Below are 13517 nucleotides of genomic sequence, written 5' to 3' on the forward strand. Positions count from 1 at the left end.
GTAGTCGCGGTAATGTGCCGCCCATGCGGGCCGTCCTGGTGGTCAATCCGAAGGCCACCACCACGAGTGAGCGCAGCCGGGACGTACTGGTCCGGGCGTTGCGCAGTGAAGTCGACCTGTCGGTGCGCTACACCCGCCGGCGGGGCCACGCCATGGATCTGGCCCGGGAGGCCGCCCAGGAGGGCGTCGACCTGGTGGTCACGCTCGGCGGTGACGGCACCGTCAACGAGGTGGTCAACGGGTTGATGGCGGCGGAGCCGCCGACGTTCCGCACCGGGCCGACCTCGGCCGAGCGGTTGCCGGCGCTGGCCACCGTGCCGGGTGGTTCGACGAACGTCTTCGCCCGCGCGCTCGGGCTGCCGCGGGAGTGGCCGGACGGCACCAGCATGATCCTGGAGGGGTTGCGCCTGGGTCGGTCCCGCACGATCGGGCTGGGCCGGGCGGACGACCGCTACTTCACGTTCTGCGCGGGCTTCGGGTTGGACGCGGCGGTCATCCGCCGGGTGGAGCAGGCCCGCAAACGGGGTCGGGTGTCCACTCCGGCGCTCTACTTCCGGTCCACGGCGAGCCAGTACTTCGTCGGCTCGGACCGCCGCCACCCGTCGATCACGTTGGAGCGTCCGGGCGAGGCGCCGGCGACGGAGCTGTCCACCGCCATCATCCAGAACACCGCGCCGTGGACGTACCTCGGCGACCGGGAGATCAACCCGAACCCGGAGGCGTCGTTCGACCTCGGGCTGGATGTGCTCGCGCTACGACAGCTCAAGGTGGCCAGTACGGCACGGACAGTGACGCAGTTCTTCTCCCGGCAACCCGATCCGCACGGCAAGCAGGTTCTCCGCCTGCACGACCTGTCGGAGTTCACCCTGCTCACGGCGCGTCCGCTGCCGTTCCAGCTGGACGGGGACTACCTCGGCGAGCGGGAAAAAGTCAGATTCACCTCCGTTCCCGCCGCACTGAGAGTAATCTGCTAGGCCTCGGGTATCCCCGTCGGTTGACGCGGACCCCACCGCGAGGGTGAGGGCCGCCACGCCGAGGAAGGATGCCGGAAATGTCAGCAACGTCACGCAGACCGTACTATATTGATCCTCGACTGTGGCACGCCGGGTAACGAGAGCCCTCGCAAACCGGGACAAACGGGTGGTGAGGCCGCTCACTGTTCGGAGTTTTTCCGAGCGTCACCCTTGACATCGCTGTAGTTCGTGAAAGTATTCACAAGCGAACTCGTGTTACCGGGACATTGCCTGGATATGCTCGTCAGGTTGAGCTGTTCCAGCAGGTCCAGGGGCCCGCAGCCTGCTCACGCAGAGCCGAATTGACGGATGCTGACCGTCACCGATCGGCAATGCGGATGCATATAGGAATAGCAACGAAGCGTTATCTGGCCACCCACTAAGAATGAGGAGTGTTGCCGCCATGGACTGGCGCCACGATTCGGTCTGCCGCGACGAGGACCCGGAGCTGTTCTTCCCGATCGGGACGTCCGGCCCGGCTCTCCTGCAGGTGGAGCAGGCCAAGGCCGTCTGCCGGCGCTGCCCCGTGACCGACCAGTGCCTGCAGTGGGCGCTGGAGTCCGGTCAGGACGCCGGCGTCTGGGGCGGGATGAGCGAGGAGGAGCGCCGCGCGGTCAAGCGCCGCGGCGGTCTCCGGGTGCTGCGCGCTCACTCCGCCTGACCCACTCACGCCGCACGCCCCGGCCGGGATTCCCGGCCGGGGCGTTCTGCTGTTCCGGAAGCCGGTCAGGCCGGGGCGGCTGCTCTCCGGGCTGCTCGACGAGTGCGCCGACGACGAGCGCCGGTCAGGCCGCCGCCGTCACCCGCCGCCACACCAGTTCGGCAAGCTCCGGGAGGTCGGTGAGCGGGTCGGCGACCGCCACCGCGCCGGCCGAGCGGGCCGCCGCGCGTACCCCGTCGTGGAACCGGCCCGGCGCCAGGAAGTAGGCGGCCACCGCGACCCGGCGGGCGCCCGCCGCGCGCAACCGCCGCACCGCGCCCCCCACCTCCGGAGGCGCCGCCGAGGCGTACGACACCCGGCAGGGCACGCCCAGCCCGGTGCCGAGCGCCGCGGCGACCCGGCCCACCGAGGCCCGCGCGGCGGGATCCCGGGTGCCGGCCGCGGCCAGCACCACGGCGTCCGCGTCCGTCCCGGCGGCCTCGCCCAGCCGGCGCCGCAGGCCGGCCAGCAGCCGACCGTCGACCACGCCGCCGGTCGGCCCCAGCACCTCGGTCACCCGCACGTCGAGGCCCGCGCCGGCCGCCGCGATCGCCGCCGGGATGTCCACCTTCCGGTGATACGCGGCGGTCAGCAGCAACGGCACCAGGACCACCCGGGAGTGCCCGTCGGCGGCCAGTCGCCGCAGCACGTCGGCCGGCCCGGGATCGGTGTGGTCGAGCCAGGCCGGCAGCACCGGCCGGCCGGGACAGCCGGCGCCCACCGCCCGGGCCAGCGCCCGCGTCGCCTCCGCCGCACGCGGGTCACGGCTGCCGTGCGCCACCAGCACCAACGGTGACGCGTCGGTCAGGTGTGCAGGCCGCACTCGGTCTTCTCGAACATCGCCCAGCGCCCGGCCCGCGGGTCCTCCCCCGCCTTCAGGCGACGGGTGCACGGCCAGCAGCCGATCGAGCCGTAGCCCTTGGCGAACAGCTCGTTCACCGGGATGTCGTGGCGGGCCACGTACGCGTCCACCTCACGCTGCGTCCAGGCGGCGATCGGGTTCACCTTGACCTTGCCGCGACGCGGGTCGAACCCCACCACCGGCGTGTTCGCGCGGGTCGGCGACTCGTCCCGGCGCAGCCCGGCGGCCCAGGCGTCGTACCCGGCCAGCGCCCGTTCCAACGGCTCCACCTTGCGCAACTGGCAGCAGTCGTCCGGGGACCTGTTGAACAGGCGGGGCCCGTACTGGCCGTCCTGCTGGCCGACGGTCATCCGGGGGCGGATCGAGCGGACCCGCACCGGCATCCGCCGGGCCACCTCGTCACGCACCCGGAGCGTCTCCGGGAAGTGCAGCCCGGTGTCGAGGAACACCACGTCGACGCCGGGCGCGACCCGGGAGACCAGGTGCGCCAGCACCCCGTCGGCCATCGAGCTGGTCACGCAGAACCGCTCGCCGAACGTCTGCACCGCCCAGCGGGCGATCTCCAGCGCGGGCGCGTCCGCCAGCTCCCGCCCGGCCTCCTCGGCCAGCGCGCGCAGCTCCGCCGGGTCCCGCCGGGCCGGGTCGGCCGGAGCGGCGCCGCCGACCAGACCCAGCCCGGCGGCGGAGACCAGGCCGGTCACCGGGCCACCGCCCGGCCCAGCAGCCCGGTGAACTTCACCGAGAAGACCCGCGCGCAGGCGTGGCACTCCCAGGCGCCGTGCCCGGCCTCGTGCGGTCGCAGGTCCTCCTCCCCGCAGTACGGGCAGTAGAGAGGCGCAGATCGAGCGTCACTCACCGAAGCTCCTCCTCGTCGACTCTGATGACCCAGTTGGCGAAGCTCTCGCCGTCGGTCCGGCCGGCCAGGTAGCGGCGGGCCAGCCGTTCCACGTACTCCGGAAGCTCGTCGGCCGTGGTCTTCAGGCCGCGCAGCTTGCGGCCGAAGCCGGCGGTCTGCCCGGCGGCCATGCCGAGGCCGCCGCCCAGGTGCACCTGGAAGCCCTCGACCTGCCGCCCGTCCGGACCGACCACGAGCTGGCCCTTGAGCCCGATGTCCGCGACCTGGGTGCGGGCGCAGGCGTTCGGGCAGCCGTTCAGGTGGATGGAGATGTCCGCGTCGAAGTCCCGCAGCCGCTCCTCCAGCCGGGCCACCAGCTCCTCACCGCGCCGCTTGGTCTCCACGATGGCCAGCTTGCAGAACTCGATGCCGGTGCAGGCCATGGTGCCGCGCCGCCAGGCCGACGGCCGGGCCTCCAGACCGATTCCGCGCAGCGCCGTCACCAGCTCCTCGGTCCGCTCCGGCGCGACGTCCAGCACCAGCAGCTTCTGGTACGGGGTGAGCCGCACCCGGTCGCTGCCGTGCGCCTCGACCACGTCGGCCAGCGCGGCGAGCTGGGTGCCGGACACCCGGCCGACCACCGGGGCCGCGCCGACGTAGTTCGCGCCGTCGCGCTGCGGGTGCACGCCGATGTGGTCGACCGGCTTCGCCGGCAGCTCCGCGGCCGGGCCGTCCAGCAGCGCCCGGCCCAGGTACTCCTTCTCCAGCACCTCGCGGAAGTGCTCCACGCCCCAGTCCGCGACCAGGAACTTCAACCGGGCGCGGTTGCGCAGCCGGCGGTAGCCGTAGTCACGGAAGATGCCGACCACGCCGGCCCACACGTCCGGCACCTCGTCCAGCGGCACCCAGACGCCGAGCCGCTTGGCCAGCATCGGGTTGGTGGAGAGCCCGCCGCCGACCCAGACGTCGAAGCCGGGGCCGTGCTCCGGGTGCTCGACCCCGAGGAGCGCGATGTCGTTCGCCTCGTACGGCGTGTCGACCAGCCAGGAGATCGACGTCTTGAACTTGCGGGGCAGGTTGGAGAACTGCTTGTCGCCGACGTACCGGCGGACGATCTCGTCGATGGCCGGGGTCGGGTCGAGCACCTCGTCCCGGGCCACGCCGGCGACCGGGCTGCCGAGCACGATCCGGGGGCAGTCGCCGCACGCCTCGGTGGTCTGGAGGCCGACCGCCTCCAGCCGGCGCCAGATCTCCGGCATGTCCTCGACCCGGATCCAGTGGTACTGGATGTTCTGCCGGTCGGTGATGTCGGCGGTGTCCCGGGCGAACTCGCGGGAGATCTCCGCGACCACCCGGAGCTGGGCCAGGCTGAGCTGGCCGCCATCCACCCGCACCCGGAGCATGAAGAACTCGTCCTCCAGCTCGTGCGGCTCCAGCACGGCGGTGCGCCCGCCGTCGATGCCGGCCTTGCGCTGGGTGTAGAGCCCCCACCAGCGGAACCGGCCGCGCAGGTCCTGCGGGTCGATCGAGGCGAAGCCCCGGTGGGCGTAGATGTTCTCGATCCGGTCCCGCACGTTCAGCGGGTCGTCGTCCTTCTTGATCCGCTCGTTGGGGTTGAGCGGCTCACGGTGCCCGAGCGCCCACTGGCCCTCGCCGCGCGGCCGGCGGGGCGCCCGGGCGACGGGAGCCGAAGCGTCCGAGCGGGTGGGGGTGCTGCTGACCGCCATCGCGGCGTCCTCCGTTGTCTGCTGCGGTGCCTGGGAGCGCGGACGCGGCGGCCGGCCCTGGGGAGGGCCGTGGACGGCGGTGTCGCTGACGGCCGGCGCGGAGCGCCCGAGACAAATGGGTCGGGCGTCGTCAGTGGGCCGGACAGATCGCGCTGCGCACGCGGCCGTAGTCAACGTGGCGACGGGCCACGAAGCGGCGGACGACAGCGGCGGTCATGTGCATCATGCTGCCACACCGCCGGACCACCGGCTAGCGGCCGACCCGCTGATCCCACATCACGGGCGTCCCATCTCAATCGACACCCGTCCACCCCTCACCCCCCGTGACCAGCATCACTTCCCCGCCCACACTTCTCCCACCCCACCCCACCCGCGCTCCCCCCGACCCCGCCCACCCCCGCCCCGTCGATCATGAAGTTGGCGGCGACAAAAGGGACGGCGGACGCGGTCAACCTCATGATCGACGAGCCGGGGGGCCTCGGTGGGGGCCTGAGCCGGGTGGAATTGGTGGAGCGGGCCGGCGGGGGTGGGCGGGCGTGTGACGCTGCGGGGTGTGAGCGCGTTCACCGAAACTGCGCCGGGCCGGGCCTGGGCCGGTTGGCCGGTGTGGGCGGTGCCCGGGTTGGTGACCCTGGCGATCACGCTGGTCGGGCTCGGGCACGCGCAGCCCTGGCGGGACGAGTTGGCCACCTGGAGCGCCGCCACCCGCCCGCTGCCGGACCTGGTCCGGCTGACCCGCACCATCGACGCCGCCACCGGGCCGTACTACCTGCTCATGCACGGGTGGACCGCGGTGGCCGGCACCTCCCCCACGGCGCTGCGGCTGCCCTCCGCGCTCGCCATGGCGGCCGCCGCCGCGCTGACCGCCCGGCTCGGCGCGCGCCTCGCCGGCGACCGGGCCGGGCTCCTGGCCGGGCTGCTGTTCGCCGTCCTGCCGGCCACCTCGCGCTACGGCCAGGAGGCCCGCCCGTACGCGCTCGCCACGCTGCTCGCCGTGCTCGCCACGCTGCTGCTGGTCGACGCGTTGCGCCGCCCGTCCCGGCGGCGCTGGGCCGGGTACGCGGTCGCGGTCGCCGCCCTCGGTCTGCTCCACCTGATCGCGCTCACCCTGCTCGCCGCGCATGCCGTGGCGGTGCTGCTGACCGCCGCCCGCGGCCCGACCGCCGCCGGCCTCGGCCCGGCCGACCGGCCCCGACCCGACACCCTCGACGCGTCCCCGCCCGGCGACCCGGGAGCGGAGGCGGCGCACCTGGCCGGCGGGGCGGCACCGGCGCCCGGCCGGCGGGTGCTCGCGTGGTGGCTGCTGGCGCTGCTCCCGGCCGTCGCGCTCGTCACCCCGCTGGCGTCGACCGCCCGGGGCCAGCGCGGCCGGCAGCTCGACTGGGTCGATCCGGCCCGTCTGCCGGACCTGGTGTCGCTGCCGGGCGGGCTGGCACAGAGCGGCGTGGTGGGCGGGTTCCTGCTGGGACTCGCCGCGCTCGGGGCGGTTCGGCTCGGTCGGCGGGCGTTGTTGCCCGGGGCGGCGGCGCTGCTGCCGGTGCTGCTGCTCTTCACCGCCGGCACGCTGGTTCCACTCTGGGTGACCCGCTACCTGCTCTTCATCGTGCCGTTCGGCTGCCTGCTGGCCGGGGCCGCACTGGCCGCGGCGACGCCGGCCGGCAGCCGACCGGCCGTGGCGGGACCACTCCAATCAGCGCCGCCCGAAACAGCACCGCGCGAAACAGCGCCGCCGAGAGCGGCGCCGGGCGGGACCGGGCTCGGGGCGGCGCTGGCCGTGATCGTCCTGGCCGGGCTGCTCGGGCTGCCCGATCAGGCGGCGTTGCGGCGTACCCACGAGTGGCCCCGCAGCGCCCCGGTCGACTACGCGGGCGCGGCCGGGATCGTCGCCGCCGGTGCGCGGCCGGGCGACGCGATCGTGTACTCCCCCCGGGACGGCTGGCTGTTCCCGGATCTGGGCCTGGCGTACCACCTGGGGTCGCGGCTGCCCCGCGACGTGCTGGTGGTCCGCGACCAGCGGGCGGACGCGAGTCTGTGGGCCACCGAGTGCGGCGACCCGGCGCGCTGCCTGGCCGGCGTGGACCGGGTCTGGCTGGTGGTCACCGGGCGCCGGGCCGACCCGCTGGCGGCGGTGCCCGGCGCGAAGGGCGAGGCGTTGCGGGACGGCTTCCCGGTCCGCCAGGTCTGGCCCCGCCCGGGGCTCACGGTGGCGTTGCTCGTCCGGTGAGGCGGTCGCGCGGGCGTCAGGGCGGCCCCGCCCGGCCGGTGAGACGGTCGGTGGTGCCGCGGGCCAGCGGGACGACGAGCACCGCCTCGGTGCCGCCGGTGGTGCCGTTGCGCAGCTCGATGGTGCCGCGCAGCTCGCCGGTGACGAGCGCCCGGACGATCTGGAGCCCCAGGTTGCCGCCGCGCTCGGCGTCGAACTGCTCGGGCAGGCCGCGACCGTTGTCGGTGACCGAGACGTGGAGCTGCTTGCGGTGCCGGTGCACCGAGACCACCACCTCGGGTCGCGGCGCGTCCGCCGGGGCGGGGGCGGCCTCCTCGTCGGCCGGCGGGAAGCCGTGTTCCACGGCGTTGAGGAGCAGCTCGTTGAGCACCATCACCAGCGACGTGGCGATCTCGGCGGGCAGGACGCCGAAGCTGCCCCTGCGACGCATGCCGACGGTCACCTCGGTGGCGGCCACCTCGGTCGCGGCGCTGGCCACCCGGTCCACGATGCCGTCGAACTCGACCGCCTCGTCGCTGGACATGGAGAGCGTCTCGTGCACCAGCGCGATCGAGGCGACCCGGCGTACCGATTCCTCCAGCGCGACGCGGGCCTCCGGCATGGCGACCCGGCGGGCCTGGAGACGCAGCAGCGCGGCGACGGTCTGGAGGTTGTTCTTCACCCGGTGGTGGATCTCCCGGATGGTGGCGTCCTTGGTGATCAGGGCGCGGTCGCGGCGGCGTACCTCGGTGATGTCGCGGACCAGGACCAGCGCGCCGATCGGCACACCGGCGGGCATCAGCGGCAGCGCCCGGGTGAGCATGGTGGCGCCCCGGGCGTCGATCTCGCGGCGCGGCGGGGCCTCGCCGCGCAGCGCGGCGAGCACCGCGTTGCCGGCGTCGGTGCCCTCCAGGGGGTCACCGGCCAGGCGGCGGTGCAGCTTGGCCAGGTCCTCCCCGACCAGGTGGGAGGCGAAGCCCAACCGGCGGTAGGCGGACTGCGCGTTCGGGCTGGCGTAGGTGACCTTGCCGTTGGCGTCGAGCCGCACCAGCCCGTCGCCGACCCGGGGCGCCGAGGTGGTCTCGCCCGGGTGCCGGGGCGGCGGGAACGTGCCGTCGGCGATCATCTGGGCCAGGTCGTCGGCGGTGGTCAGGTAGTTCAGTTCGAGCTGGCTCGGGGTACGCGCGGTGGAGAGGTTGGTGTCCCGCCCGACCACGGCGACCACCTCGCCGCTCTCCCCGTCGCCGGTGCGCAGCCGCACCGGGATGGCCTCGTGCCGGGCCGGCACGTCGCCGTACCAGACCGGGTCGCCCTCCCGCCAGATCCGGCCCTGCCGGTGGGCCACCTCCAGGTGCGCCACCTCGGGCCCGCCGACGATGCGGCCGACCTGGTCGTCGAGGTAGGCGGTCGGGGCGGTGGTGGGGCGGACCTGGGCCACGCAGAGGAAGGTGCCGTCGCCGTCCACCGGCACCCAGAGCAGCAGGTCGGCGAAGGAGAGGTCGGACAGCAACTGCCAGTCGCCGGCGATCCGGTGGAGGTGGTCGATGTCGGCCGGCCGGAGCGTGGTGTGCTCCTCGGCGAGGTCACGGAGGGTGGACACGCCCCACAGCGTGCCACGCCCGGCTCACATCGTGGTCGTGACCTTCTTCAACCCGCGCGGCGCGTCCGGGTCCTCGCCGCGGGTCAGCGCCAGCGCCAGCGCGAGCCGTTGCAGCGGCAGGATGTCGAGCAGCGGCGCGTACCGCTCGTCGACCTCCGGGACCGCCATCCGGGTCTCCCCGACGTCGGCGGAGCCGACCACCACCACGTCGGCCCGGCGTTCGCCCAGCCGGGGCAGCACCTCCCGCATCGACGTGCCGCCGGGGCCGGAGCCGACCACGGCGAGCACCGGCACGTCCGGGTCGGTCATGGCGAGCGGGCCGTGCAGCAGGTCGGCGCCGGAGAAGGCGAGCGCCGGCAGGTACGACGTCTCCATCAGTTTGAGCGCCGCCTCCCGGGCGGTCGGGTACGCGTAGCCCCGGCCGGTGGTGACGAGCTGGGCGGCGAACCGGTAGCGCGGGGCCAGCCGGGCCGGGGTGTCGTCGGCGAGCGTGCGGGCGGCCAGCTCGGGCAGGCGGGCCAGCGCGGCCCGCTCGTCGGCGGGCAGCACGCCGTCGCCGGCGCGTACGCCCTCGATGAGCATGAGCAGCGCGAGCAGCTCGGCGGTGTAGGTCTTGGTGGCGGCGACCGCCCGCTCGTGTCCGGCGGCCACGTCGACGCTCAGCTCGGCGGTCTCCACCAGCGGCGAGTCGGGGTTGTTGGTGACGGCCAGGGTGAGCGCGCCGGAGGCGCGGGCCACCCGCAGCACCTCGGCGAGGTCGGGCGAGCCGCCGCTCTGACTGACGCCGACGACGAGCGCGTCGGACAGGTCGGGGCGGGCGCCGAAGACGGTGATCGCGCTGGGCGAGGCGAGCCCGGCGGGCAGGCCGAGGCGGATCTCGGTGAGGTACGCCGCGTAGAGCGCCGCGTGGTCGGAGGTGCCCCGGGCGGTGAAGACCACGTGCCGGGGTCGTCGCTGCGCGACGGCCGCCGCGACCCGGGCGATGGCGTCCGCGTGCTCGGCGGTGAGCAGACGCTCGTAGCCGGCCGGCTGCTCGTCGATGTCGGCGGCCATGCCGGCCCCTGGACGTGTCACCCCGCACCCCCTTCTGCGCGATTGCCGCGCGTTCGGTGCTCAGTCTTGCACGTTTGCGCCGCAACCGGCAAAGCAACGAGCAGTAGTGCGCAGTGGATCACCACTCTTCGACAAGATCCCCTAGGCTTGCCCGGCTGACCGACCCGCCGGCGAGAGGACGACGTGCCCGAGGACGACGCCGCGCTCTCCGCGGAGGAGGAACTCGCGCTGGCCCGGCTGGCGCTGGGCGAGGGCGACCTCCGGCACGCCGCCGACCACGTGGCCGCCGCGCTGGTGCGCTCCCCCACGCTGCCCGAGGCGCACGAGACGCTCGCCCGGCTCGCCGCGGCCAGCGGCGGCGACCTGGATCTCTTCCCGCTCGGCCAGCACGCCTTCGTCGGCGCCGTGGTGGCCCGGGCGCACCTGCTCGCCGCCGCCGGCCGCCCCGCCGAAGGACTCGACCTGCTGGCCGCCGCCACCGGCTACGCGCCCGGCGCGCCGTGGGCCGCCGTGCCCTGGGTGACCGCCGCCGACCTGCCGGAACGGCTCGACCCGGAGCGCGCCGCCCGGATCCTCATGCAGGTCTGCGCCGCCGCGCCCGACCCGGTCCCGCGCCGGCTGCGCGAGCCGCTCCAGCCGTACCTCACGCTGGCCCGCAACGCGATCACCGTGCATCCGGACCACCCGCTGCTGCTGGGCGCGGCGTCCGCGCTGGCCCGGCGGCTCGGCGAGGTCGCCCTCGCGGTCACCTGGGCCACCCGGGGGGTACGCGCGGAGCCCACCAAACTCGGCGAGGTGTGGCTCGGGTACGCGTACCGCAGCGCCGGCCGGACCGCCGACGCGCTGGCCGCGCTGGAACGTGCGGTCGCGCTCGACCCGGACGACCTGGCGGTCTACGCCGACATCGCCGGCACGTTGGCCGACCACGGCCGGCTCGACGCGGCACTGGGCTGGGTCGACCGGGCGCTGGCCAAGGACCCGACGTTCGACTGCGCCGTGCACACCGCGTACCGGCTGCGTTTCCTGCGCGACGGGAACGTGGACCACCTGGTGGCGCTCGCGGACTTCGTCCGCGACCATCCGGACGACACGCACGAGCACGGCGACCTCGCCGAGTGCTGCCGTGGACGGCCCTGGCTCGGCCAGGTGACCCCGGCCGCCGCCGACCGGCCGCCCGCGCCGGACGACGCCACGCGCCCGTCGGCCGACGCGGTGCTGCGGCTCCAGCAGGTGGCGCACCCGGCGTGGCCGCATCCCCCGGCCGCGTACGACGCCGCGGTCGGGCTGGCCACGCTGGACCTGACCGACCTGCTCGGCCTGCTGGCGTACCCGCCGGACGCGCCGCCGACCGCGCTGGGCCGGGTGCTCGGCGGTCAGGACCCGGCGCTCTGGGCCCGGTGCGCGCAGGTCTGGGCGTGTCTCGGCCTGCTGCACCACCGCACCGACGAGCCGTGGGCGGAGTCGACCCGCCGCCGGGTGCTGCGGGACCTGGCCGGGGGCGAGCCGGGCGCGGTGGCCGAGGCGGCACTGTTCGCCCTGATCACCGCCGCCTGGGTGGACCCCGCCGTACGCGCCGACGTGGCCGCGCTGGTGACCGGGCGGCTCGCCGGGGTGGCGGCCGCTCGGGTCCGTCACACCCCGGCGGCGGTGTCGCTGGCGCATCTGGCGCGGGCCACCCCGGCCCTCGACGCGCCCGCCCGCGCGACGGCCGACGCGCTGGTCGCCGCCGCCGACGCCGGCCCGCTGCGCCGGCTGTGGCGACGCCTCACCGGCCTGTTCCGCCGCGGGCGGCGTTAGGAGGGGGCCCCGGCACATCGCCAGGCGTTAACCGGGGCCCCCTCCTTACACCGGGGCCTTGCCGAGGGCGATCTCGGCCTCGTCCTCGGGGGTGGCGCTGGGGGGCGGGGTGTCGTTCGTCGCGCGCAGCGGCACCTCCTTGATGAACCAGGCGAGCACCGGGACCGCCACGGTGATGAAGACGGCCCAGAGGAACACGTGCGAGATGGCGTCGGAGAGCGCGCCGAGCACCAGTTCCCGGGCCGGACCGGTGAGCTTCTTCAGCGCCTCCAGGTTCATCGCGCCGCCCTCACCGCCGCCGCCACCGGCGAAGGCCGGACCGGCGGCCGAGTCGGCGAGCCGGTTGGCGAAGACGGCGCCGAAGAGCGAGACGCCGAACGAGCCGCCGATGGACCGGAAGAACGTGGCCGCGCCGCTCGCCGCGCCCAGGTCCTTCTGCTCGACGCTGTTCTGGGCGATCAGCATCGACGTCTGCATCAGGAAACCCATGCCGACGCCGAGCACGACCATGTAGAGCGAGGACTGGGCCTTGCTGGTGTCCAGGTCGAGCAGGCTGAGCAGCCCCATGCCGACGGCCATCACCACGCCGCCGACGATCGGGAAGGCCCGGTAGCGGCCGGTCTTCGTGATCGTGCGGCCGACCACCAGCGAGACCACCAGCATGCCGAACATCAACGGGAGCAGCAGCAGGCCGCTGTTGGTGGCCGAGGCGCCCTGCACGGTCTGCTGGTAGAGCGGCAGGAAGTTCATCGCGCCGAACATGGCGAAGCCGAGCAGGAAGCCGATCACCGAGATGAGCGCGAAGTTGCGGTTGGCGAACAGGCCCAGCGGCAGGATCGGCTCGGGCACCCGCCGTTCCACCAGCGCGAACGCGACAAGCGCGACCACCGCCAGCGCGGCCAGCCCGAGGATCTGCGGCGAGGCCCAGTCGTACTCGTTGCCGCCCCAGGTGGTGACCAGCACGATCGCGGTGATGCCGACGGAGAGCAGCGCCGCGCCCAGCCAGTCGATCTTGTGCTCGGTGCGGTACTTCGGCAGGTGCATGGTGGTCGCGAGCAGCAGCAGCGCCACGCCGCCCAGCGGCAGGTTGACGTAGAACGCCCAGCGCCAGGAGAGGTGGTCGGTGATGAAGCCGCCGACCAACGGGCCGGCCACCATGGCGATGGCCATGATGCCGGCGATCATGCCCTGGTAGCGACCCCGCTCACGCGGCGGGACCAGGTCCCCGATGATCGCCATGACGCCGACCATCAGGCCGCCCGCGCCGAGGCCCTGGACCGCCCGGAACGCGATCAGCTCCATCATCCCGCTGTCGGTGCCGCCGAAGACGCCGGAGCCGGACATGCCGCACAACGCGGAGCCGATCAGGAAGACGACCACCGCGGTGAGGAAGACCGCCTTGCGGCCGTAGAGGTCACCGAGCTTGCCCCAGATCGGGGTGGAGACCGTGGTGCCCAGCACGTAGGCGGTGACCACCCAGGTGAAGTGGTCGGCGCCGCCGAACTCGAACACGATGCGCGGCAGCGCGGTGCTGACGATCATGTTGTCGAGCATCGCGAGCATCATCGCGATCATCAGGCCGAACAGGACGACGCGGACATTGGGTCTCGCGATGTCCGGTGCTGGTTGACTCATCGGTAGGCTCCCCCGCAGATCCGTGATCGACTTACTTGCCGCCCGGCTAGTTGACTTACTAGCCGCACGGTAAGCTGACTACGGGACGAACG

The 13517-nt window shown here is 74.2% G+C and carries 11 protein-coding genes; 4 read left to right on the forward strand and 7 right to left on the reverse strand.

Features of this window, described 5'->3' with window-relative positions:
* The first annotated feature begins 23 nt into the window (after positions 1 to 23).
* Positions 24 to 974, forward strand: coding sequence for a diacylglycerol/lipid kinase family protein (locus ACLQ2W_RS10350; RefSeq protein WP_281937750.1), 951 nt, complete (start codon positions 24 to 26; stop codon positions 972 to 974).
* A 442-nt stretch (positions 975 to 1416) separates the two neighbouring features.
* On the forward strand, positions 1417 to 1674 hold the full coding sequence (locus ACLQ2W_RS10355) for a WhiB family transcriptional regulator (protein ID WP_013288358.1): 258 nt from the start codon (positions 1417 to 1419) through the stop codon (positions 1672 to 1674).
* A gap of 124 nt (positions 1675 to 1798) precedes the next feature.
* On the opposite strand, the gene ACLQ2W_RS10360 is transcribed toward ACLQ2W_RS10355, so the two are convergent.
* The 4 genes from ACLQ2W_RS10360 to ACLQ2W_RS10375 are packed head-to-tail and all read right to left on the reverse strand — an operon-like array spanning position 1799 to position 5137.
* Positions 1799 to 2536, reverse strand: a complete 738-nt coding sequence (locus ACLQ2W_RS10360) for a sirohydrochlorin chelatase (RefSeq protein WP_425786222.1) — start codon at positions 2534 to 2536, stop codon at positions 1799 to 1801.
* The gene (locus ACLQ2W_RS10365) at positions 2518 to 3276 is read right to left on the reverse strand and encodes a phosphoadenylyl-sulfate reductase (protein ID WP_281937753.1); all 759 of its coding nucleotides are present in this window, start codon (positions 3274 to 3276) and stop codon (positions 2518 to 2520) included. Before ACLQ2W_RS10365 ends, ACLQ2W_RS10360 begins: the two co-directional genes overlap by 19 nt.
* Positions 3273 to 3431, reverse strand: a complete 159-nt coding sequence (locus ACLQ2W_RS10370; RefSeq protein WP_174530537.1) for an IS1 family transposase — start codon at positions 3429 to 3431, stop codon at positions 3273 to 3275. Before ACLQ2W_RS10370 ends, ACLQ2W_RS10365 begins: the two co-directional genes overlap by 4 nt.
* Entirely contained in the window at positions 3428 to 5137 is a 1710-nt protein-coding gene (locus ACLQ2W_RS10375; RefSeq protein ID WP_396777932.1) for a nitrite/sulfite reductase, read from the reverse strand. The genes ACLQ2W_RS10370 and ACLQ2W_RS10375 overlap by 4 nt, the downstream gene beginning before the upstream one ends.
* 553 nt (positions 5138 to 5690) lie before the next feature.
* Here ACLQ2W_RS10375 and ACLQ2W_RS10380 point away from each other — a divergent pair.
* A complete protein-coding gene (locus ACLQ2W_RS10380) occupies positions 5691 to 7361 on the forward strand; it encodes a glycosyltransferase family 39 protein (RefSeq protein ID WP_425786223.1) in 1671 nt (556 codons plus the stop codon).
* Between the two features lie 16 nt (positions 7362 to 7377).
* On the opposite strand, the gene ACLQ2W_RS10385 is transcribed toward ACLQ2W_RS10380, so the two are convergent.
* The gene (locus tag ACLQ2W_RS10385; protein WP_425786224.1) at positions 7378 to 8940 is read right to left on the reverse strand and encodes a histidine kinase N-terminal domain-containing protein; all 1563 of its coding nucleotides are present in this window, start codon (positions 8938 to 8940) and stop codon (positions 7378 to 7380) included.
* Positions 8941 to 8964: 24 nt separating this feature from the next.
* Complete coding sequence (locus ACLQ2W_RS10390) at positions 8965 to 9993, reverse strand: SIS domain-containing protein (RefSeq protein WP_425786481.1); 1029 nt, start codon at positions 9991 to 9993, stop codon at positions 8965 to 8967.
* Between the two features lie 183 nt (positions 9994 to 10176).
* Between ACLQ2W_RS10390 and ACLQ2W_RS10395 the strand changes: the two genes are divergently transcribed.
* Positions 10177 to 11790: a tetratricopeptide repeat protein gene (locus tag ACLQ2W_RS10395; protein WP_425786225.1), complete on the forward strand. Its 1614-nt coding sequence runs from the start codon at positions 10177 to 10179 to the stop codon at positions 11788 to 11790.
* A gap of 45 nt (positions 11791 to 11835) precedes the next feature.
* Here ACLQ2W_RS10395 and ACLQ2W_RS10400 read toward each other — a convergent pair whose 3' ends face one another.
* On the reverse strand, positions 11836 to 13425 hold the full coding sequence (locus ACLQ2W_RS10400) for an MDR family MFS transporter (protein WP_425786226.1): 1590 nt from the start codon (positions 13423 to 13425) through the stop codon (positions 11836 to 11838).
* Between the last annotated feature and the right edge of the window lie 92 nt (positions 13426 to 13517).

It is taken from the genome of Micromonospora sp. DT227, assembly GCF_049841835.1.
Lineage (GTDB): Bacteria > Actinomycetota > Actinomycetes > Mycobacteriales > Micromonosporaceae > Micromonospora.